At 68.6% G+C, this 21,406-nt stretch carries 21 protein-coding genes and 1 riboswitch; all 21 genes read left to right on the top strand.

Features of this window, described 5'->3' with window-relative positions; translation table 11 throughout:
- The first annotated feature begins 317 nt into the window (after positions 1–317).
- The 21 genes from G6N23_RS10960 to G6N23_RS10860 all read left to right on the top strand — a co-directional run bounded on the left by G6N23_RS10960 (position 318) and on the right by G6N23_RS10860 (position 21,350).
- A complete protein-coding gene (locus G6N23_RS10960) occupies positions 318–617 on the top strand; it encodes a PE family protein (RefSeq protein ID WP_085261928.1) in 300 nt (99 codons plus the stop codon).
- Between the two features lie 159 nt (positions 618–776).
- Positions 777–1,073, top strand: a complete 297-nt coding sequence (locus tag G6N23_RS10955) for a WXG100 family type VII secretion target (RefSeq protein WP_083081615.1) — start codon at positions 777–779, stop codon at positions 1,071–1,073.
- A gap of 21 nt (positions 1,074–1,094) precedes the next feature.
- The gene (locus tag G6N23_RS10950) at positions 1,095–1,379 is read left to right on the top strand and encodes a WXG100 family type VII secretion target (protein WP_095173857.1); all 285 of its coding nucleotides are present in this window, start codon (positions 1,095–1,097) and stop codon (positions 1,377–1,379) included.
- Between the two features lie 147 nt (positions 1,380–1,526).
- The gene (locus G6N23_RS10945) at positions 1,527–2,426 is read left to right on the top strand and encodes an ESX secretion-associated protein EspG (protein ID WP_085261930.1); all 900 of its coding nucleotides are present in this window, start codon (positions 1,527–1,529) and stop codon (positions 2,424–2,426) included.
- 191 nt (positions 2,427–2,617) lie between these two features.
- Positions 2,618–4,132: a type VII secretion integral membrane protein EccD gene (eccD, locus tag G6N23_RS10940; RefSeq protein WP_085261931.1), complete on the top strand. Its 1,515-nt coding sequence runs from the start codon at positions 2,618–2,620 to the stop codon at positions 4,130–4,132.
- Positions 4,110–5,942 carry a type VII secretion-associated serine protease mycosin gene (mycP, locus tag G6N23_RS10935; protein ID WP_085261932.1) on the top strand — a complete coding sequence of 611 codons (1,833 nt, stop codon included), beginning with the start codon at positions 4,110–4,112 and terminating at the stop codon, positions 5,940–5,942. The genes eccD and mycP overlap by 23 nt, the downstream gene beginning before the upstream one ends.
- On the top strand, positions 5,939–7,108 hold the full coding sequence (gene eccE, locus G6N23_RS10930; protein ID WP_085261933.1) for a type VII secretion protein EccE: 1,170 nt from the start codon (positions 5,939–5,941) through the stop codon (positions 7,106–7,108). Before mycP ends, eccE begins: the two co-directional genes overlap by 4 nt.
- A complete protein-coding gene (eccA, locus tag G6N23_RS10925) occupies positions 7,105–8,937 on the top strand; it encodes a type VII secretion AAA-ATPase EccA (protein WP_085261934.1) in 1,833 nt (610 codons plus the stop codon). The genes eccE and eccA overlap by 4 nt, the downstream gene beginning before the upstream one ends.
- A gap of 354 nt (positions 8,938–9,291) precedes the next feature.
- On the top strand, positions 9,292–9,591 hold the full coding sequence (locus tag G6N23_RS10920; RefSeq protein ID WP_085261935.1) for a PE family protein: 300 nt from the start codon (positions 9,292–9,294) through the stop codon (positions 9,589–9,591).
- Between the two features lie 60 nt (positions 9,592–9,651).
- The gene (locus G6N23_RS10915) at positions 9,652–9,948 is read left to right on the top strand and encodes a WXG100 family type VII secretion target (protein WP_083081615.1); all 297 of its coding nucleotides are present in this window, start codon (positions 9,652–9,654) and stop codon (positions 9,946–9,948) included.
- Positions 9,949–9,969: 21 nt separating this feature from the next.
- A complete protein-coding gene (locus G6N23_RS10910; protein ID WP_047317298.1) occupies positions 9,970–10,254 on the top strand; it encodes a WXG100 family type VII secretion target in 285 nt (94 codons plus the stop codon).
- An 83-nt stretch (positions 10,255–10,337) separates the two neighbouring features.
- Positions 10,338–11,558, top strand: coding sequence for a PPE family protein (locus G6N23_RS10905; protein ID WP_085259469.1), 1,221 nt, complete (start codon positions 10,338–10,340; stop codon positions 11,556–11,558).
- Positions 11,559–11,570: 12 nt separating this feature from the next.
- Positions 11,571–12,878, top strand: coding sequence for a PPE family protein (locus G6N23_RS10900; RefSeq protein WP_085259504.1), 1,308 nt, complete (start codon positions 11,571–11,573; stop codon positions 12,876–12,878).
- Positions 12,879–12,883: 5 nt separating this feature from the next.
- Positions 12,884–14,221, top strand: coding sequence for a PPE family protein (locus G6N23_RS22585; protein WP_085259503.1), 1,338 nt, complete (start codon positions 12,884–12,886; stop codon positions 14,219–14,221).
- Between the two features lie 126 nt (positions 14,222–14,347).
- Positions 14,348–14,534: riboswitch (M-box (ykoK) riboswitch) on the top strand.
- Between the two features lie 441 nt (positions 14,535–14,975).
- Positions 14,976–16,190 (top strand): PPE family protein, encoded by a 1,215-nt coding sequence (locus tag G6N23_RS10890; protein ID WP_085259468.1) that lies wholly within the window; start codon positions 14,976–14,978, stop codon positions 16,188–16,190.
- Positions 16,191–16,211: 21 nt separating this feature from the next.
- Positions 16,212–16,925, top strand: a complete 714-nt coding sequence (locus G6N23_RS10885; RefSeq protein ID WP_085259467.1) for an MgtC/SapB family protein — start codon at positions 16,212–16,214, stop codon at positions 16,923–16,925.
- 45 nt (positions 16,926–16,970) lie between these two features.
- A complete protein-coding gene (locus G6N23_RS10880; RefSeq protein WP_085259466.1) occupies positions 16,971–17,879 on the top strand; it encodes a sterol desaturase family protein in 909 nt (302 codons plus the stop codon).
- A 112-nt stretch (positions 17,880–17,991) separates the two neighbouring features.
- Positions 17,992–18,555 carry a LysM peptidoglycan-binding domain-containing protein gene (locus G6N23_RS10875; RefSeq protein ID WP_095174179.1) on the top strand — a complete coding sequence of 188 codons (564 nt, stop codon included), beginning with the start codon at positions 17,992–17,994 and terminating at the stop codon, positions 18,553–18,555.
- A gap of 125 nt (positions 18,556–18,680) precedes the next feature.
- Positions 18,681–19,355: an Rv1815 family serine proteinase gene (locus G6N23_RS10870; protein WP_443677234.1), complete on the top strand. Its 675-nt coding sequence runs from the start codon at positions 18,681–18,683 to the stop codon at positions 19,353–19,355.
- Complete coding sequence (locus tag G6N23_RS10865; protein ID WP_085259463.1) at positions 19,352–19,852, top strand: VOC family protein; 501 nt, start codon at positions 19,352–19,354, stop codon at positions 19,850–19,852. The genes G6N23_RS10870 and G6N23_RS10865 overlap by 4 nt, the downstream gene beginning before the upstream one ends.
- Before the next feature lie 31 nt (positions 19,853–19,883).
- A complete protein-coding gene (locus G6N23_RS10860) occupies positions 19,884–21,350 on the top strand; it encodes an FAD-binding protein (RefSeq protein ID WP_085259502.1) in 1,467 nt (488 codons plus the stop codon).
- The last annotated feature ends 56 nt before the right edge of the window (positions 21,351–21,406 follow it).

Below are 21,406 nucleotides of genomic sequence, written 5' to 3'. Positions count from 1 at the left end.
GGCACGTTGCTGGCGGCGTCACACCGGCAGCGGCCGGGGGTATTTCGCCGCGGCGAGATTTTAATCGCGGGAGCGGTTGCGGCAGCGGTGGCCGAGCGCGGCGACCGGTGCCGCGGCGGTAAATTGCAGCACTGTGTTTCGCCAGGTCCGCTTAATTTCGCCCCCGGCGCCCCCGGTACCGGGTTACCCCGCTGTTACCCCAGGTGAACAGTTGCTTTCGCCAGGTGAACACTGGGCATCATGGGCTGTATCGGTCGATTTCAGCCTTTACGCTCAGTGGGAGAAAGATTGCTGAAGGCGATCCGAGGAGGAATCGAATGTCGTTCGTGAACGCGCAGCCGGAGGCGCTGTCCGCCGCCGCCGGGAATCTCAGCGGAATCGGTTCGGCGCTGAACGCCCAGAACGCGGCGGCTGCCGCCCCGACCACCGGTGTGGTTCCGGCCGCCGCCGACGAGGTCTCGGCGTTGACCGCCGCACAGTTCGCCGCCCACGCGACGATGTACCAGCAGGTGAGCGCTCAGGCCGCGGCGATCCACGAGATGTTCGTAGCCACCCTCAACAGCAGTGCCACCTCCTACGCCGCCACCGAGGCGGCCAACGCAGCCGCGGCGGGCTGAGCGGCGTCGGCCGCGGTGATGGGAGGGGGAACTATTCATACGTTCGCAGCCGGTTATCGGTTTCCGCCGTAACCGACGGCTATACCCGGCAACGGCGCCGCCCTCAGAAACAACTACAACCAACGAGAACCAACGAACTTCAGACAAGGAGAGACGACAGTGGCAACACGTTTTATGACTGATCCGGACGCGATGCGTGCGATGGCGGGGCGTTTTGATGTGCACGCCCAGACGGTGGAGGATGAGGCCCGGCGGATGTGGGCGTCCTCGACCAACATCTCGGGTGCGGGCTGGGGTGGTTTGGCCGAGCGGACCTCGATGGACACCATGGGTCAGATGCAGACGGCGTTTCGCAACATTGTGACCATGCTGCACGGGGTGCGTGATGGTTTGATTCGCGACGCCAACCATTACGAGCAGCAGGAAGCTGCTTCGCAGCAGATCCTGTCGAGCTAGAAGGGTTAGAGGAGAGCAGCTATGAGCATCAATTACCAGTTCGGTGATGTCGACGCCCACGGTGCGTTGATTCGGGCCCAGGCGGCGTCGTTGGAGGCTGAGCATCAGGCGATCGTGCATGATGTGTTGGCTGCCGGGGACTTCTGGGGTGGCGCGGGTTCGGTGGCGTGCCAGGAGTTCGTGGCGCAGTTGGGCCGCAACTTCGCGGTGATCTATGAGCAGGCCAACGCCCACGGTCAGAAGGTGCAGTCGGCGGGCAACAACATGGCCAACACCGACGCGTCCGTCGGCTCCAGCTGGGCCTGACCGACTCGCAACCCGCAGCGCGGCAGCACACCGGCCCACCGGTGTGCTGCCGCGTGCTGCAATTAGAGGGGTGGTGGCAGGCGTTGCCCCGCGGCTGCGTGATCCAATAGCCAAGTACATCGGCCGAACCGGTAGAGGAGGGTAGTGATGGACCCGAGCACCCGCACCGACATCACCGTCAACGTCGAGGGTTTCTGGATGCTGCAGGCGCTGCTGGACATTCGCCACGTCGCGCCCGAGTTGCGTTGCCGGCCTTATGTTTCCACCGATTCGAACGACTGGCTGTCGGAGCATCCCGGCATGGCGGTGATGCGCGAGCAGGGCATCGTCGTCGACGACGAGGTCAACGAGGTGGTCGCCGCCCGGATGCGGGTGCTGGCCGCGCCCGACCTCGAGGTGGTCGCCCTGCTATCGCTGGGCAAGTTGCGGTATGGCGTCATCGAGGATGACGACCAGCCGCCCGGCACCCGCGACATCCCCGACAACGAGTTCCGGGTGCTGCTGGCGCGGCGCGGGGAACACTGGGTGTCGGCGGTGCGGGTCGGCACCGACATCACCGTCGACGACGTCTCGGTGACCGATGCCGCCTCGATCGCCGCGCTGGTGATCGACGGTATGGAGTCCATCCACCACGCCGACCCGGCGCAGATCACCGCGGTCAACGTGCCGATGGAGGAGATGCTGGAGGCGACCCAGAGCTGGCAGGACTCCGGCTTCAACATCTTCACCGGGGGAGACCTGCGCCGGATGGGGATCAGCGCCGCGACCGTCGCCGCGCTGGGCCAGGCGCTGTCGGAGCCCGCCGCAGAGGCCGCGGTGTATGCGCGGCAATACCGTGACGACGCCAAAGGCCCCAGTGCTTCGGTGCTGTCGCTCAAAGACGGTTCCGGCGGGCGGATCGCGCTGTATCAGCAGGCGCGCACCGCGGGGTCGGGTGAGGCCTGGCTGGCGATCTGCCCGGCCACCCCGCAGTTGGTCCAGGTGGGCGTCAAGACCGTTCTGGACACCCTGCCCTACGGTGCCTGGAAAACCCATCGGAGGGTCTAGCGGACAGCAGGTGTTGACGCGGACCGAAATGTCGTGTGATGCACCGGAAAATTGCCGGTAAACGCGAATCGTGCGAATAACATGCATTGCCTTTAGAATTGGACAGACTTTGAAATGACAAATTGCGAGGCGGCACGTATGGGTTCTGTGGGCTCCACGGGGTCAGTATTCGTCGAACAGGTGGTGCGATCATGACCACGGCGATCGAGTCGGCGCAGCCGGGCGGTGAAGTCGGGACGTCGGCGCCCCGGGCCGTGGTGATCGGGGTCATGGCCGGAGACGGTGTCCAGATCGGGACGCTGCTGGATGCCGACGCACCCGTGTCGGTGATGCTGGACCCGTTGCTGAAGGTGATCAACGGCCGGCTTGCCGAGCTCGATGAGCCGATTCTGCAGGCTGAGGGGCGTGGTCGCTGGGTGCTGTGCCTGGTCGACGGCACGGCGCTGCGGCCGAACCAGTCGCTGACCGAACAGGACGTGTACGACGGTGACCGGCTGTGGCTGCGGTTCATCGAGGATCAGGAGCGGCGTTCACCGGTCATCGAACACATCTCCACCGCGGTCTCGGTGAACCTGGCCAAGCGGTTCGCCCCGGTCGACGCGGCGACCGCTGTGCGGGTCGGGGTATCGACCCTGGCGACCGGTGTGTTGCTGGCGACCGGGCTGCTCGCGGCCTGGCGCTACCAGCACGACGACTGGCTGGCGGCCGGGTTCAGCGCGGGGCTGGCCCTGCTGGTGCTGATCGCCGCCGCGCTGATCCTGATGCAGGCCCGCAATGCGTCGGACCGGCGTGTCGGTGACATCATGCTGGCCAGCGGACTCGTGCCGCTGGTGGTGGCCGCCGCGGCGGCAGTGCCCGGCTCGGTGGGCGCCGCCCACGCGGCGCTGGGCTTCGGTGTCGCCGGCATCGGTGCGCTGTCGGTCATCCGGCTGACCGGACGGCAGTTGTCCGCCTACACAGCCGTCGCCGTCATCAGCGCGGCGGTGATGTTCGCCGGCGTGCTGCGGATGCTGTTCCTGACCGGCGCGGTGACCTTGATGGCCTGCGTGTACCTGGCCTGTGTGCTGGCCTATCAGTGGTCGCCGTCATTGTCGCGGTGGCTGGCCGGCCTGCGGCTGCCGGTGTTCCCGTCGGCGACCAGTCGCTGGGTGTTCGAGGCCCGTCCCGATCTGCCCACCACGGTGGTGACCACGCCCGGCGCTCCACCGTCTCTGGAGGGGCCGGAGTCGGTGCGCGAGGTGGTGCTGCGCGCCGAGCGGGCCAGATCGTTCCTGACCGGCCTGTTGTCCGGACTGGGTGTGTTGATCGCGGTCTGCGTCACCGGTCTGAGCGACCCGCACTCGGACCGATCGTGGCTGCCGGTGCTGCTGGCCGGTCTGACGGCCGGGTTCCTGGTTCTGCGCGGCCGTTCCTTCCGGGACCGCTGGCAGGCGGTCACGGTGACACTGACCGGTCTGGTGATCGTCGCCGCAGTGGTGGTGCGTTTCGTGGTGGTGCTGTGGACGCCCACGACGGTGGTGGTCGGTGCGGCGTTGCTGGTGCTGATCCCGATGTTCGGGCTGCTGTCGGCGGTGATCGTGCCCAACACCATCTACAGCCCGTTGTTCCGCAAGTTCGTGGAGTGGATCGAATACCTGTGCCTGATGCCGTTGTTCCCGCTGGCACTGTGGTTGATGAATACCTATGAAGCCATCCGCTACCGGTAGGGGCGTGCGTCGGCTGCAGCGCACCGCGGCCGCCGGCGCCGCGATAGTCATGATGGCGAGTGGCTCGCTGGCCGGTATGCCGGTCGCCGGCGCGATCGAGCGGCCGGCCATCGATCCGGGTGCGCTGCCCCCCGACGGCACCCCCGGACCGCCGCAGACCATGCGGCAGACCTCGTACTGCACCGAGGTGGGCGTCCTGCCCGACACCGACTTCCGGGTGCAGCCGGCCTACATGGACATGCTCAACCTGCCCGAGGCGTGGAAATTCGGTCGTGGGGGCGGAGTGACCGTCGCGGTCATCGACACCGGTGTGACCCCGCACCCGCGGATGCCGAACCTGATCGGCGGCGGCGACTACGTGATGGCCGGCGGTGACGGACTGTCCGACTGCGACGCGCACGGCACCCTGGTGGCATCGCTGATCGCTGCGATGCCCGACAACGGGGTGACTCCACTGCCGCCGCCGCGCCAGACCCGCCGGCCTCCGTCGGTTCCCACCAACGAACCCCCGCCGCCGACACAGGCCCCGCAGACCACGATCGTGGTGATGCCACCGCCGGCACCGCCGCCTGCGCCACCGCCGGCCGAAGATGGGGAGCCGGCCAACGGACCGGCCGCCCCGGGGCCCGCCCCAGCTCCTGCGCCCGGTCCGGCTCCAGGCCCGGCGCCCGGTCCGGCGCCCGGTCCGGCGCCCGGTCCGGCCCACGGTGCGGCCAATGGTGCGGGGTCGACCCGTACCACCGACGAGGCCACCGCCGATGGCGTGCGGCCGGCCGGCTTCTCCGGACGGCCACGGGTGGCGCCGGTCGACTTCCGAGCGCCGAGCGCACCGCCGCCGCCGGGGGCGGCACCCGATGCGTTCAGCGGGATCGCTCCCGATGTGCAGCTGATCTCGATCCGGCAGTACAGCGCGGCCTTCGGCCCCAAGGAGCCGTTCGGGGACCAACAGGACCCGCAGTTGCGGGAGAAGACCGACGGACTGCGCACCATGGCGCGGGCGATCGTCCACGCCGCCAACATGGGCGCGCAGGTCATCAACATCTCCCAGGCCATCTGCATGAACGTGCGGACCCTCCTCGATCAAGCCGATCTGGGCGCGGCGGTGCGGTACGCCGCGGTGGAGAAGAACGTGGTGATCGTCGCCGCCGCCGGTGACACGAGCTGGCGGGACTGCAAGCAGAACCCGACTTACAACGCGATGCGTCCCGACGACCCGCGCGACTGGAACGGGGTCAACACCGTGGTGACGCCGGCGTGGTACGACGAGTACGTGTTGACGGTCGGAGCGGTGGACTCGGCGGGTGCGCCGCTGGCCAAGTCGAGCGTGGCCGGGCCGTGGGTGTCGATCGCCGCGCCGGGCACCGACATCGAAGGTCTCTCGCCTCGTGATGACGGGCTGATGAACGCCGTCGACGGACCGGAGAACTCACTGCTGGTTCCGTCGGGCACCAGCTTTTCGACGGCGATCGTGTCCGGGGTGGCGGCCCTGGTGCGGGCCAAATATCCGGATCTGTCGTCGCACCAGGTGATCAACCGGCTGATCCGCACCGCCCGCCCGCCGGCGCGCGGGGTCGACAACGTGGTCGGCTACGGCATCATCGACCCGGTGGCGGCGCTGACGTGGGATGTCCCCGACGGCCCGGCCCAAGCGCCGGAACGGCTGTCGGCGCCGCTGAATGTGCCGCCGATGCCGCCGGAACGCGACATGACCCCGGCCTGGGTCGCCGGCGCCGGGCTGTTGGCGGCGCTCGCGGCAGCCGGTGTGGCACTGGGAGTGGCAGCATTGCGACGATCACGTAGGAACCGATGAAGGCACAGCACGCATTAGGTCTGAACCTGTCGTGGACACGGGTGACCACGGTCTTTCTGATCGACATCGGGATCCTGGTCCTCGCCGGTCGGTGGCCCGGCGACCCCAAGGCCGCCGATATCGCATGGTGGTCGGGTGTCGGCGTTGCGGTGCTGGTCGCGCTCGTCGCACTGGTCACCTACCGGCAGGTGCCGATCAGCACGATGTGGGCGGCCTGGGTGGGCGACCAGTTCGCCGACCCGGAAACGGAGCTGAGCCGCGGCCGGACTGCCGCGGTCGATCATCACCGCCGCTTCGGTCGTGAGCCGATCGGCATGCGCGAACACCAGGGCCGGCTGGTGACGGTGATCGCCGTCGGCGGGCGCGCGGTGCAGGCGACCGGCCGGCACGGACGCGGACCGGAACCGGTGACCATGCCGATGGAGCGGCTCGCCGCCGGACTGCGCCAGTTCGACGTGCGATTGGACAGCATCGACGTCGTCACGGTCGGAACCCGCAGCGCACCCCGCGAAGCCGACGAGGTCGACTTCGCAGAGCCGCCGTCGATGCCTGATCACCGGCAGACCTGGCTGGTGCTGCGGATGGACCCCCAGCACAACGTCAACGCGGTGGCGGCGCGCGACTCGCTGGCCGCCACGCTGGCCGCGGCCACCGAGCGGCTGGCCGAGGAGATCGACGGGCGCCGGATCAGCGCGCGCCCGCTCCGCGCCGACGAGTTCGATGCCGTCGACGAGGCGGTGCTCGCAGGTCTGGAGGCGGCGCAGTTGCGGCACCGGCTGTTCCGGCCCCGGCCGGAAGGCCACGTCGCCAACTTCTGGGTATCGCCGGACGACATCTCCGTGGAGAACCTGGAACACCTGTGGTACCCGGAGACCGATACGACGGTGGTCTCGGTGCGGCTCGCCCCCGGGGGCGGCCGGACGACGGTGGTCTCGGTGCTGGTGCGGTACCACAGCGCCGGCCGGCTGAGCCGAAACGTGCGGGCCGCGCTGAACCGGTTCGTGGGCCGGCGGCAGCTGGCGGCGGTCTGCGCCAGCCTCCCGGCGCCTACCGCACAGCAGCGCCTGGCGGTGCCCGGCCGGGACCTGCAGGACGGTGAACACCTGGTGGTGTCGGTCGACGCCGTGCCGGAGTACGCGGCTCCCGCGCCTGGGACACGGCCGTGACCGGACCCCAGTCCGCCACGACCGACGCGCGCAACGCGATGGTCGCCGGCATGCTGGCCTCCGGGATCTCGGTCAACGGGTTGCAGCCCAGCCACAACCCGCAGGTCGCTCTGCAGATGTTCACCACCGCCTCCACGATCGATCCGAGCATGTGCGATGCCTGGCTGGCCCGGGTGCTGGCCGGTGACTCCGACATCGAGGTGTTGGCCAACGCCTGGGCGACGATCCGAACTTTCGGTTGGGAGACCCGGCGACTGGGCTTGTCCGACTTGGAATTTCATCCCGAGGTTTCCGACGGGATGTTCCTGCGGCTGCGGGTCACCAGTGTGGAATCGTTGGCCGCCGCCTATGCCGCCGCCCTGGCCGAAGCCAAGCGCTACGAGGAGGCGGCCAAGCTGCTCGACGGCATCGAGCCGCGGAACCCCTTCGAGACGGAGCTGGCCGACTATGTGCGCGGCCTGCTGTATTTCCGGACCGGCCGCTGGCCGGACGTGCTGAAGCAGTTCCCGGCGGCGGCGCCGTGGCGCCAGCCCGAGCTCAAGGCGGCGGCGGCGGCGATGGCCACCACGGCGCTGGCCTCGCTGGGGGTGTTCGAGGAGGCGACGCGGCGGGCTCAGGAGGCCATCGAGGGCGACCGGGTGCCCGGTGCCACCAATGTCGCGCTCTACACACAGGGCATGTGCCTGCGTCACCTGGGCCGGGAGGACGAAGCCGTCGAGTTACTGCGCCGGGTGTACTCGCGGGACGCGAAGTTCGTGCCGGCCCGGGAGGCGCTGGACAACCCGGACTACCGGCTGATTCTGACCGACCCCGAAACTATCGAGGCTCGCACGGATCCCTGGGACCCGGACAGCGCCCCGACCCGAGAGCAGGCCGAAGCGCACCGGCATGCCGAAGAGGCCGCCAGATACCTGGCCGAAGGCGATGCGGAGCTGGCCGCCATGCTCGGCATGGAGCAGGCCAAGCGGGAGATCAAGCTGATCAAGGCGACCACCAAGGTGAATCTGGCGCGCGCCAAGATGGGCCTTCCGGTTCCGGTCACCTCTCGGCACACCCTGTTGCTCGGCCCGCCCGGTACCGGCAAGACGTCGGTCGCGCGCGCTTTCACCAAGCAGTTGTGCGGCCTGACGGTGCTGCGCAAACCGCTGGTGGTGGAGACCAACCGGTCCAAGCTGCTGGGCCGCTACATGGCCGACGCGGAGAAGAACACCGAGGAATTGCTCGAGGGTGCGCTCGGCGGCGCGGTGTTCTTCGATGAGATGCACACCCTGCACGAGCGCGGCTACAGCCAGGGTGACGCCTACGGCAACGCGATCATCAACACGCTGCTGCTCTACATGGAGAACCACCGTGACGAGCTGGTGGTGTTCGGTGCCGGCTACGCCAACGCCATGGACAAGATGCTCGAGGTGAACCAGGGCCTGCGGCGACGGTTCTCGACCGTGATCGAGTTCTACAGCTACACCCCGCCGGAACTGGTGGAACTGACCAAGATGATGGGGGCGGAGAACGAGGACGTGGTCAGCGACGAAGCGGTCGAGGGGCTGCTGCCGTCCTACACCAAGTTCTATACCGACGAGAACTACTCCGAAGACGGCGACCTGATCCGTGGCATCGACGTGCTGGGCAATGCGGGATTCGTCCGCAACGTGGTGGAGAAGGCGCGAGACCACCGCAGCTTCCGGCTCGACGACTCCGAACTCGACGCGGTTCTGGCGGGCGACGTCACCGAATTCAGCGACGAATGGCTGCACAAGTTCAAGGAATTGACCCGCGAGGATCTCGCGGAAGGGCTCAGCGCGGCGGTGGCCGAGAAGAAGACGGCCTGACCCGACAGCTTCCCGGCAGCCGATTCACAGTGCCGCGACCGCGCGCCCGGGTTGACGCTCGCCGATACCGGTGCCACCATTGCGCAGGTAGGGGGCCGGTACTTCCTTCCAGCCCCATCGGTTGCGCGCAGGACCGAGGAGGTGACGACGAGACTTGTGTCCCGGCAATTGTGCCTATCGCCCGAGATCGGTGAGCGTTTCGTTCCGATCCGGCTTCGGCACCGTTTCTGATTTCTAAATCGCGTTGTGTTGGGCCCGTTCCGGTATGACGGTTTACCGTGGTAACCGGACACACGCTCGACGCGCCCGGTGATCGTCGGTCGTTCATCGGCCGGCCCCTATGGAGGAGGGTCCATGACATTTGTGAACACCCAACCCGAGGCGCTGACCGCCGCCGCGGGCAACCTGTCCGCCATCGGCTCGGCGCTGAGCGCTCAGAACGCCGCTGCGGCAGCACCGACCACCGGTGTCGTTCCGGCTGCAGCGGATGAGGTTTCGGCGCTGACGGCGGCCCAGTTCGCTGCGCACGCCAGCATGTACCAGTCCATCAGCGCTCAGGCGGAGGCCATCCATCAGGCCTTCGTCGCCACGTTGAATACCAGCGCCAATTCGTACGCAGCGACCGAAGCGGCCAACGCAGCGTCAGCCGGGTAACCCCGATTCAGCTGCATCAGAACAACTTTCACGAACTGAACGAACCGAGGAGAGATTTTCATGGCAACACGTTTTATGACTGATCCGGACGCGATGCGTGCGATGGCGGGGCGTTTTGATGTGCACGCCCAGACGGTGGAGGATGAGGCCCGGCGGATGTGGGCGTCCTCGACGAACATCTCGGGTGCGGGCTGGGGTGGTTTGGCCGAGCGGACCTCGATGGACACCATGGGTCAGATGCAGACGGCGTTTCGCAATATTGTGACCATGCTGCATGGGGTGCGTGATGGTTTGATTCGCGACGCCAACCATTACGAGCAGCAGGAAGCTGCTTCGCAGCAGATCCTGTCGAGCTAGAAGGGTTAGAGGAGAGCAGCTATGAGCATCAATTACCAGTTCGGTGATGTCGACGCCCACGGTGCGTTGATTCGGGCCCAGGCGGCGTCGTTGGAGGCTGAGCATCAGGCGATCGTGCATGATGTGTTGGCTGCCGGGGACTTCTGGGGTGGCGCGGGTTCGGTGGCGTGCCAGGAGTTCGTGGCGCAGTTGGGCCGCAACTTCGCGGTGATCTATGAGCAGGCCAACAGCCACGGTCAGAAGGTGCAGTCGGCGGGCAACAACATGGCCAACACCGACGCTTCCGTCGGCTCCAGCTGGGCCTGACCGACCCGAGCCCACCGGGGCAGTGCACCGTCACCGGCTGATCGGAGATCCACACGGCGGCCGATCGATCAGAGGTGGAGGGCATGGATTTCGGAGCGTTGCCCCCGGAGATCAACTCGGGGCGAATGTATTCCGGTCCCGGTTCGGGTCCGTTGCTGGCGGCTGCCGCGGCCTGGGACGCGCTGGCCGCCGAGTTGAGTTCGACCGCGTCGTCCTACAACTCGGTGGTCGCCAGCCTCACCCAGGCCTGGTCGGGTCCCACGGCGGCAACGATGTCGGCGGCCGCACGGCCCTACGCCGGGTGGATGGGCAGTACCGGCGCGCAGGCCCAGCAGTCCGCCGCACAAGCCCGGGCCGCCGCCGCCGCCTTCGACGCGGCGTTCGCGGCGACGGTGCCGCCCCCGGTGATCGCGGCGAACCGCAGCCTGCTGTTGTCGCTGATCGCCACGAATATCCTCGGCCAGAACACCGCGGCGATCGCTGCGGCCGAGCTGGAATACGCCGAGATGTGGGCCCAGGACGCCGGGGCCATGTACGCCTACGCCGGCGCATCGGCCGGTGCCGCCGCCCTGCCCCCGTTTACCGCGCCGCCCCAGACCACCAACCCGGCCGGCCTGCAGGCCCAGTCCGCGGCCGCCACCCAGGCGGTGGCCACAGCCGGTGCCCAGACCCAGTCGTCGCTGACCCAGCTGATCTCGATGGTGCCGCAGGCGCTGCAGAGCATGGCGGTGTCGGGGGCGGCCCAGGCGGACCCGACGGCGATCCTCGATTTCCTGGCCGGCCCGCTGTCGCCGATCTCGCTGTTCGGCATCGGCGGCATCCCGTACCTGCTGGCGATCCAGTGCGTGCTGCTGCCGATGAACGGGGCGAACGTCGTCTCTGCGGTCAACCGGGCGACGGGACCCAAGCCGTGGCTTGAGGAACCGAAGGCGTTTCCGGCCGGAGCGTTGGCAGGAACCCGATTGGCCGGCGCCCCGGTGGTGTCGGCCGGATTGGGCAACGGCGGGTCGATCGGGCGACTGTCGGTGCCGCAAGGCTGGATCGCCCAGACCCCGACCGCCAAGGCCGTCGCCGCGGTCTTCCCGGAGGCCGGACCGGAAGCCGTCGCGGCGGTCGCCTCAGAGAGCGAAACCGGGCTGGCCCGGGACCTGGCTCTGGGCAGTCTGGCCGGACGCGCCATGAGTGTCACCGGGGGGGCCGCCGGACGCGGGGTCGGCGGGGCCACCGGCCTGGCGGCGGCCAGCAAGCCCACCAAACCGAGCAAGGCGACCATCATCGTGATCCCGCCGTCGGCGGAGGACTGAGCCGTGTTCGGCATGGACTTCGGAGCGCTGCCACCGGAGCTGAACTCCGCGCGCATGTACGCCGGACCCGGTACCGGTCCGATGCTGGCCGCGGCCGGCGCATGGCGGGGACTGGGCGCAGAGCTCAACGCGGTGGCCTCGTCCTATCAGACCGTGATCGCCGAACTCATCGGACAGAGCTGGTTCGGTCCGGCATCGCAGTCGATGGCGGCCGCGGCGACGCCGTACGCGAACTGGCTCGGCGCGACCGCGGCAGCAGCGGAACACACCGCGAACCGGATGATGCTGGCGGTGAGCGATTTCGAGCAGGCATTCGCCGCGACGGTGCCGCCCGCGGCCATCGCCGCCAATCGCAGCCAGTTGGCAGGGCTGGTCGCTGCCAATGTGGTCGGCCAGAACACGACAGCGATCGCGGCGACCGAGGCCGAGTATCACCTCATGTGGTCACAGGACGCGATGGCGATGTACGGCTACGCGGCCCGCGCGGCAGCCGCGACGGCGGTGCAACCGTTCACCGCGCCGCCCCCGGTGACCGACGGGCCGGCCGGACAGGGCGCCACAGACACCCAGGCCGCCGCGGGCGGTACCCAGAACCAGCTGTCCCAACTGCTCAGCGCCATACCGCAGACACTGCGCGGGCTCTCCGGCTCCGGGGGCGCGCAGGGCTCGCCGATCGGTGCGCTGGCCTCCGCGCAGAGCACCGACCCGGCGGCGCAGGCGGCCTCCTACATCGAGACGTTGGCACGCACGGTGCTGCCCGCCAACGACACCAACATCTCGGTGCTTTACGGCATGGGCCAGTATGCGCGCAACCTCAACACCGATCTCGACATCTCCCAGGCCACCGGCGGGAGGGCCGGGTTCGGGTCCGGTGCACGGGCATTGGGTGGTGTTGAATCGACGACTCTGGCCCAAGGCGCCAGGCCGCCGGTGGCCGCCAGTGCCGGGAACGCGGGCGTGGTCGGTAAGCTCGCGGTCCCGCCGGGCTGGGCCGAGTCGGTACCCGAGACCGCGACCCCTGCGACCGCGGCAGCGTCGGCCGCACCCGCAGGACACGGCGCGGGCGTTGCGGCGGCCGGCTTGGCCGCCGGAGGGGCGGGCCGCCGAAAACGGGGCGACCGGGCGGAGCCGCACAGCGAGCGGATCGCCGGCCGGCTCACCGGCACCAGCGAGGTAAGGCACTGGCATGTTGAGCCCGGTGAACTCAAGAGCCTGCTGGGTGAGGTGGCGGGCCAACCCGGTGTCCACGAGGTCTACTTCGACAGCGATGAACAGGCTCCGCCGGGTTCATGCGGCGGACCGCAGCCGGGTCAGGAGTGATCGCCATGGATTTCGCTGCGCTGCCGCCGGAGGTGAATTCCGGGCGGATGTACGCCGGCCCGGGATCCGGGCCGATACTGGCGGCCGCGACGACGTGGGCGCGGCTGGCCAGCGAAACCGGTTCGGCCGCCGGCGCTTACCAGTCGGTGCTGACGGGTTTGACCGACGAGGGATGGCTGGGACCGGCCTCGGAGTCGATGGCCGCCGCCGTGATGCCGTACGTGGCCTGGCTCACCGCCACCGCGGCGCTGGCCGAACAGACCGCCGCTCGTGCCATCGCGGCCGGAGCCGCCTTCGACCAGGCCTACGCCGCCGTTGTGCCGCCGCCGGTGATCGCCACGAACCGCAGCGCGCAGGCCACGCTCGTCGCGACGAACGTGCTCGGGCAGAACAGCGCGGCGATCGCGGCGCTCGACGCCGAGTACGCCGCGCTGTGGGTGCAGGACGCGGTCGCGATGTACGGCTACGCGGCCCAGTCGGCGGCCGCGACCACACTGACCCCCTTCACCGAGCCGCCGGTGACCACCGATTCCGCAGGGCTGGGCGGACAGGCGGCAGCGGTCGCCGCGGCCGCTGCCAGTGGACACGACCAGCTGTCGCAGTTGATCGCCGCCATACCGCAGTTACTGAACGGGCTTGGTCCGGCGGCGGGGGTTGCGGCGGCTTCGGCGCAACCGGCGCAGACCGCTGCGGCGCTGTCGTTGACGCAGGTCGTCTCCTATGTGGAACTGGTGGCCAAGAGCATCGTGCCGTTCAACGACGCGATCAAGACCGTCCTTTACGGCCTGCTCCAGTACGCCCGCAACCTCACCATCGACCTCGACATCGCCGCGGCCACCGGTGGCAGGGCCGGATTCGGTTCCGGCGCAACGATGCTGGCCGCCGAAGTACCCGTGCCGCCCGGTTCCGCGCCGATTTCGGCCGGCGCGGGCGACGCGGGCACGATCGGCAGGCTCAGTGTCCCGCCGAACTGGGTGACGACCGCGCCGGTGGCCAAGGCGGCTGCCACCGCGTTGCCGGGTGCCGGGCCGGCGGCGGCGCCGGCCGCTGAGATCCCCACCGGGGTGTTCGGCGACCTGGCCATGGCGAGCCTGGCGGCCCGGGCGCTCACCGGCGCCGCGCCACGGAGTCGTCCCGCCGCGGCGATGAACGGCCATGCGCAGAGCCGGCTGGAACGCCTGGTCACCGAGTTGGCCGGCACCACCGACGTGCAGCACTGGCACGTCGACCCCAGCCGCCTCGACAGCCTGCTGGAGGAACTCGCCGAGCAACCCGGTGTGCACGCCGTACACGTCAAACCCGACGGCCAGAACACCACCGGTCCCGACCGGCAGCCCGGCTGACGCCGGCGCTAATTCTGCTTCGACGGCAAGCCCTTTCGGTTCCCGTTCGGCCCGGGGGCCGCGAAGTGGTCGGCGACGCGCCGCGCCCGATTGACCCTGCCGGTCACCTGGTGCACTATGGTGAGGCAAGCACCTCGTTAGGTGAGGCGTCTGCACGGATACAGGCCACTGACCCCGAACGTCGAAAGACGCCCCGGGTCAGGACAGCTCCTCCCGGATTAAGGGTTGAGCCCAAGTGGCTTCCGGGCCCGCATTGATTGCGCAGGTCAGGACACGCCGTGCAGTGCCGAAGCTCTGACGAGAGGGGTGCGGAGTCCGGTTGTGTTGCCGGGCGCATTCACCTCTTCGTGCATAAGTGCAGGCACCCGCGCGTGCCCAGGCCGAGAGGAGGTGAGAGCGACATTGAGTCCGAGTGATAGTTCCTATCCGAGATCGATGGTCGTCTCTTTCGCTCTCGGTACTGCTTTCACCAACTGATTCACACCGGCGCTGAACTCATCGACTGGCGTGACTTCCGTTCGCGGAACGCGCCGGTATTCGACATGCCCTGAAATCGCTTGACAGTTCGGCTCTTTCGCTGAACAGCGATTCACCCGTCATGCCCAGCTCCGGCATGTCGCCATGACCGGCTACCCGATCCTTCCCGCCGTCTGACGTACGGCCGCACACGCATCGGGATATCAACCGTGCCTGCACACCCGCCAAGACCACCCAGCGATCTGACAACAACCACCGATCAAAAAGGAGCAATGCCATGGACTTCGGAGCATTCCCGCCGGAAATCAACTCCGCTCGTATCTACACCGGTCCCGGCTCGGGGCCGATGATGGCCGCCGCCGGGGCCTGGGACAAGATGGCCGCCGAGCTCGGTTCGGCCGCGGCCGCCTACCAGTCGGTCATCAACGGACTCGTCAGTGAGGCCTGGATGGGGCCGGCTTCCAGCGCGATGGCCGCCGCGGCCGCGCCCTACGCCGCGTGGATGGGTACCACCGCCGCCCAGGTGGAACAGGCGGCGGCACAGGCGAAGGCGGCCGCCGCAGCCTTCGACGCGGTGTACTCGATGACGGTGCCGCCGCCGTTGATCGTGGCCAACCGCTCTCAGCTCGCGATGTTGGTGGCCACCAACTTCCTGGGCCAGAACGCCGCGGCGATCGCGGCCACCGAGGCGCACTACGGCCAGATGTGGGCCCAGGACGCCGCCGCGATGTACGGCTACGCGGCCGCGTCGGCGGCGGCCACCAAGGTGACGCCGTTCAGCCCGCCGCACGAGGTCGCCGACCCGTCGGCGCAGGGCGCCCAGCAGGCTGCAGTCGCCCAGGCCGCCGGCAACGCGGCCTCGTCGAACGCGCAATCCACACTGTCCCAGGCGATTACCAACACACCGCAGACGTTGCAGACTCTCGCCGCGCCGGTGCAGCCGCCGACGCCGCCGGTCACGGGAGGCGAGGGGATCAGCGCCGGTGATCTGGGCAACGCGATGACCAACCTGATGAGCAGCTCGTTCAGCCCGATGGGCCTGGCAGGCGTGACGCAGGCCGGGGCAGACATCGCGGTCATCCGCGGTGCCATGCTGGCCGCCGCCGACCCGCTGGGTCTGGGCGCGATCGACCCGATGGACATGCTGCTGCCGAACCTGGGCCTGCACGGGCTCGGCGCCGGACTGGGCGGCGGGCTCGGCAACGGGCTGGGCGGCCTCGGCACCGCCTCTGCGGCGATGGGTCAGGCGTCCTCGGTCGGAGCGCTGTCGGTACCGCAATCGTGGGCGGCGTCCATCCCGGCGACCGCAGCCCCGGGCAGCGCCGTGGCCGCCACCGGCTGGACCGTTGCCGCGCACGCGCCCGAAGCCGGCGCGGCCGGTATGCCCGGCGTGCCGTTGGCCGGTGCCGGGCAGGGCCGCAACTACGGTTTCGCGGCCCCGCGCTACGGCTTCAAGCCCACGGTGATGGCTCGGCCGGTGGTCGCCGGTTAGGGCGTGTGACAGGGTTAGCTCATGCAGACGCTGAGCGTCGCCGAGTTCACGCTGCGACTGGCCGTCGGGCTGGGCTGCGGTGCACTGATCGGGCTGGAACGACAGTGGCGGGCGCGGATGGCGGGCCTGCGCACCAACGCCCTGGTGGCCGCCGGTGCCACGCTTTTCGTGCTGTACGGGGTCGCAGCCAACGACACCAGCTCCACCCGGGTCGCGTCATATGTGGTCTCCGGGGTGGGTTTCCTCGGCGGCGGGGTGATCCTGCGGGAGGGGTTCAACGTCCGCGGCCTGAACACCGCGGCCACCCTGTGGTGCTCGGCCGCCGTCGGAGTGCTGGCGGCGGCCGGAAACCTGCTGTTCGCGGTGATCGGCACCGGTGCGATCGTCGGCACCCACCTGTTGCTGCGGCCGCTGGGCCGGCTCATCGACCGTGACCAGCACATCGAGGAGGACGAGCCGCAGACGCCCTACCAGGTGCAGGTGGTCTGCCGGCCGAAATCCGAGAAGTACCTGCGCGCCCAGATCGTGCAGCACACCGCCGGCAACGACCTGGTCCTGCGCGGGATTCACACCGGCCGCGCCGCCGAGGACAACATCACGCTCACCGCGTCCATGCTGTCGGACAGCAGGGCACCGGACCGCCTCGAGCGCCTGGTCGGCGAGTTGTCGCTGCAACCGGGCGTCTATGCGGTGCACTGGCACTCCGAGGATCAGGCCTCGCTGTCGCCGGAATGATCGGGGGCGGGACACTCTAGGCTGAGGTCGTTGGAGGTGACCTCGATGGATTCGATCGCAGGCGTGTTTTCGGCGTTGCCCGCCCCGATGCGCGACCCGGTGCTGTTCGCCATTCCGTTTTTCGTGCTGCTGCTGACCCTGGAATGGGTTGCGGCGCGCAAGTTGGAAGATCTCGAACGCGGTTCCTACCGCGCCAGGGATGCCTGGACGAGCATCTCGATGGGATTGGTGTCGGTGGCCACCACCGCCGGCTGGAAGTTACTCGCGCTGCTCGGTTATGCGGCCATCTACACCTATGTGGCGCCGTGGCACCTCTCGCCGAGGGACTGGTACACCTGGGTGATCGCGATCCTCGGCGTGGATCTGCTGTATTACACCTACCACCGGATCGCGCACCGGGTCCGGCTGATCTGGGCGACCCACCAGGCGCACCACTCCAGTCAGTACTACAACCTGGCCACCGCGCTGCGGCAGAAGTGGAACAACAGCGGCGAGATTCTGGTCTGGATTCCGTTGCCGCTGCTCGGGATTCCACCCTGGATGGTGTTCGCCGCGTTCTCGGTCAACCTGATCTACCAGTTCTGGGTGCACACCGAGCGGATCGACAGGCTGCCGCGGATCATCGAGTTCATCTTCAACACTCCGTCGCACCACCGAGTGCACCACGGCATGGACCAGGAGTACCTGGACAAGAACTACGGCGGCATCCTGATCATCTGGGACCGGCTGTTCGGCACCTTCGCACCCGAGCGATTTCGTCCGCACTACGGGCTGACCAAACAGGTCGACACTTTCAACATCGTGAAACTGCAGATCCACGAATACGCCTCGATCATCGCCGATGTGCGCGGCGCGAGCCGCTGGCGCGACCGGCTCGGATATGTGTTCGGGCCACCCGGCTGGCAGCCGGCGCCGGCGGGAGCGGCAGACGCGTCGGTGGTACTGCGGCAATGAGGCGCGCACCGTCCGGCATTCGCATAGGCTTGCGAGGTCGTATCAGAGCGACAACGTCCCGGCGCTTTCGGCCGCGGCGTGCAGACGGGAAGGGAAGAACGTGGCACAGAGCCTGGGAGACACGCTCACCGCAGGAAAGAAGCTCGTCAAGGGCGAGTCGCTTACCTCCAAGAACGGGGCATACACCCTGACGTTGCAGGACGACGGCAACCTGGTGTTGGCGTCGCGCGGCAAGGCTGTCTGGGCGTCCGGCACCAACGGTCAGGATGTGGTGCGTGCCGAGGTGCAGCCCGACGGCAACTTCGTGCTGTACACCGCGGACAAACCGGTCTGGCACACCGACACCAAGGGCAAAAAGGACGTCAAGCTGGTGCTCCAGGACGACCGCAACCTGGTGCTATATGCCGCTGACGGCGCCGCCTGGTCCACCAAGACCGAGACCGACGCTCCGCCGCCCGCCGAAGAGACCAAGGCCGAGGCCGAGGCAGCTCCCGAGGCGCCCGCGGCTCCCGCAGCACCCGCCGCGCGCAAGTACACCGTTGTCGCCGGTGACACGCTGTGGGCCATCGCCGAGCGGTTCTACGGTGACGGCAACAAGTACCCGCAGATCGCGGAGGCAAGTGGTATCGCCAACCCGGACCTGATCCACCCCGGTCAGGAGCTGACGATCCCCTGACCGCCGCTGACGGCCGACGCGGCGGCCCGGAGCCCACACGGGGCCGGGCCGCTGCGCTGCGCCGGTGATCAGGGCGGTCGAATCCCGGCCGGAATCGAACCGGCCCTCAACGATCGGAGTCGGCGGTGCGCGGGCGCATTGTGCGGGTGCTGGCGGTGGGTGTTGCGGTCGTTGCCACGGCCGCGATTTCGGCGATCGGCGCGGCCCGTGCCGATCCGGTGCTGGTGTTTCCCGGAATGGAGATCCACCAGGACACCCATGTCTGCACGCTCGGCTACGTCGACCCGATCATGAGGGTCGCCTTCACCGCCGGTCACTGCCGGGGGAGCGGTCCCGTCACCGACCGGGCCGGCAACGTCATCGGCACACTGGCGACCTTCCGCGACAACACTCCCAACGGTGCGACCGTCAACACCGACCAGGTCATCGCCGATTACGAGGCGATAGTGCTGACCGACGATGTCGACACCAACGACATCCTTCCCGGTGGTTTGCGCCTCGAGGCCGGTCCGGATGACGGCGTGGTCCCCGGCGAGTCGGTCTGCCACTTCGGCATCGTCACCGGAGAGACCTGCGGAACTGTCGAACGGGTCAACAACGGCTGGTTCACCATGGGGCATGGTGTTCGCAGTCAACAGGGTGATTCCGGTGGCCCGGTGTATGTGATCCGGGGCCCCGGCCTGGCCCGGATCGTCGGGCTGTTCAACAGCGTGTGGGGGGAGTACCCTGCCGCCGTGGCATGGTCGGCGATCTCCCAGCAGGTCCGCGAAGACGTCGGCGTGCCAGTCCCGCCGACATGATCTCGTCTCCCCGGCCGCCCGTCCAGATCGCCTGGGTCACCAGCGATCTGGCCGCTACCGAATCGATGTTGAGCGCACTGTTGGGGGTGCGCAAATGGATCCGCATGCCCGGCGTGCACTTCGCCCCGGACACCTGCAGCTACCGCGGCGAGCCGGCGGACTTCGTCGCCGACATCGCGCTGAGCTATCTGGGCGACATGCAGCTGGAGCTGATCGCGCCGGTGAGCGGGCGCAGTATTTACTCCGACTTCCTCGACGACAGCGGACCGGGCCTGCACCACATCTGCATCGAGGCCGATGACCCCGACGGCTTCGCCGCGATGCTCGACGACGCGGCCGCCCGCGGCGCCGAACTCGTCTCCCAGGGAGTGATGCCCGGCGGTATACGCTTCGCCTACGTCTCGGCCCCCGACGCGGGCGTCCCGTTCGTGGAGATCGCGCACATCCCGCCCGAGATCCGAGCCTTCTTCGACTACATCAAGCAGGAGCAGCGGTGAGCCCCACCGGCGGAGAAAAGGAGTGCTGCCGATGAGCACCGAGATACCGGAAACCACCAGCGCCGACGCGGTGACGTCGTGGTCCGACGACATCGACGTGGTGGTGATCGGCTTCGGCATCGGGGGCGGTTGCGCGGCGGTCAGCGCGGCGGCGGCCGGGGCGCGGGTGCTGGTCCTGGAGCGCGCCGCCGAGGCCGGCGGCACCACCGCCATGGCCGGCGGCCATTTCTACCTCGGAGGCGGCACCGCCGTGCAGCAGGCCACCGGGCATCCGGACTCCCCGGACGAGATGTACAAGTACCTCGTCGCGGTCTCGCGCGAGCCCGAGCACGACAAGATCCGGGCGTACTGTGACGGCAGCGTGGAGCACTTCAACTGGCTGGAAGGCCTGGGCTTTCAGTTCGAACGAAGCTACTACCCGGAGAAGGCGGTGATCCAGCCCAACACCGAGGGGCTGATGTACACCGGCAACGAGAAGGTGTGGCCGTACCTGAATCAAGCCGTTCCGGCGCCGCGCGGGCACAAGGTGCCCGTGCCCGGTGACACCCAGGGCGCCAAGATGGTGGTCGACCTGCTGCTCAAGCGCGCCGAAAGCCTTGGCGTGCAGATCCGTTACGAAACCGGTGCGACTGGTCTGGTCACCGATGCCTCGGGCGGCGTCACCGGCGTCACCTGGAAGCGTTTCGCCGAAAGCGGTGCGATCAAGGCGAAGTCGGTGGTGATCGCGGCCGGCGGATTCGTGATGAACCCGGACATGGTCGCCCAGTACACCCCCAAGCTGGCGGAGAAACCGTTCGTGCTGGGCAACACCTACGACGACGGACTGGGCATCCGGCTGGGAATGTCGGTGGGCGGCGCGACCAAGCACATGGACCAGGTGTTCATCACCGCCCCGGTCTACCCGCCGTCGATCCTGCTGACCGGGATCATCGTCAACGCGCAAGGCCAGCGGTTCGTCGCCGAGGACTCCTACCACTCGCGCACCTCGGGATTCGTGATGGACCAGCCGGACAGCGCGGCGTTCCTGATCGTCGACGAAACACACCTCCGCAAGCCGCAGGTGCCGCTGGTGCCGCTGATCGACGGCTGGGAGTCGGTGTCGGAAATGGAAGCGGCGCTGGGCATTCCGGAAGGAAACCTGGTGGCGACGCTGGACCGCTACAACACTTACGCGGCGCGCGGGGAGGACCCGGACTTTCACAAACAGCCGCCGTTCCTCGCTCCGCAGGACACCGGGCCGTGGGGTGCGTTCGACCTGTCGCTGGGCAAGGCGATCTATGCCGGCTTCACCATCGGCGGGCTGGCGACCTCGGTGGACGGCCAGGTGCTGCGCGACGACGGCAGCCCGGTGCCGGGGCTGTACGCCGCGGGCGCCTGTGCGGCCAACATCGCCCAGGACGGCAAGGGCTACGCCAGCGGCACCCAGTTGGGGGAGGGGTCGTTCTTCGGCCGCCGCGCCGGAGAACACGCGGCCAGATCTCGGCGCGAGCAGACATAGAGTCGCACTCGACGGCCTGCGCAGATGCGATTCTGTGTCTGCTCGCCGCGAGAAAC

Origin of the sequence: Mycolicibacter terrae (assembly GCF_010727125.1) — a bacterium.
In the GTDB taxonomy this organism is placed as follows: domain Bacteria; phylum Actinomycetota; class Actinomycetes; order Mycobacteriales; family Mycobacteriaceae; genus Mycobacterium; species Mycobacterium terrae.
Note: the sequence above shows the minus strand (reverse complement) of the source record. Positions and strands in the feature narration are given on the sequence as shown.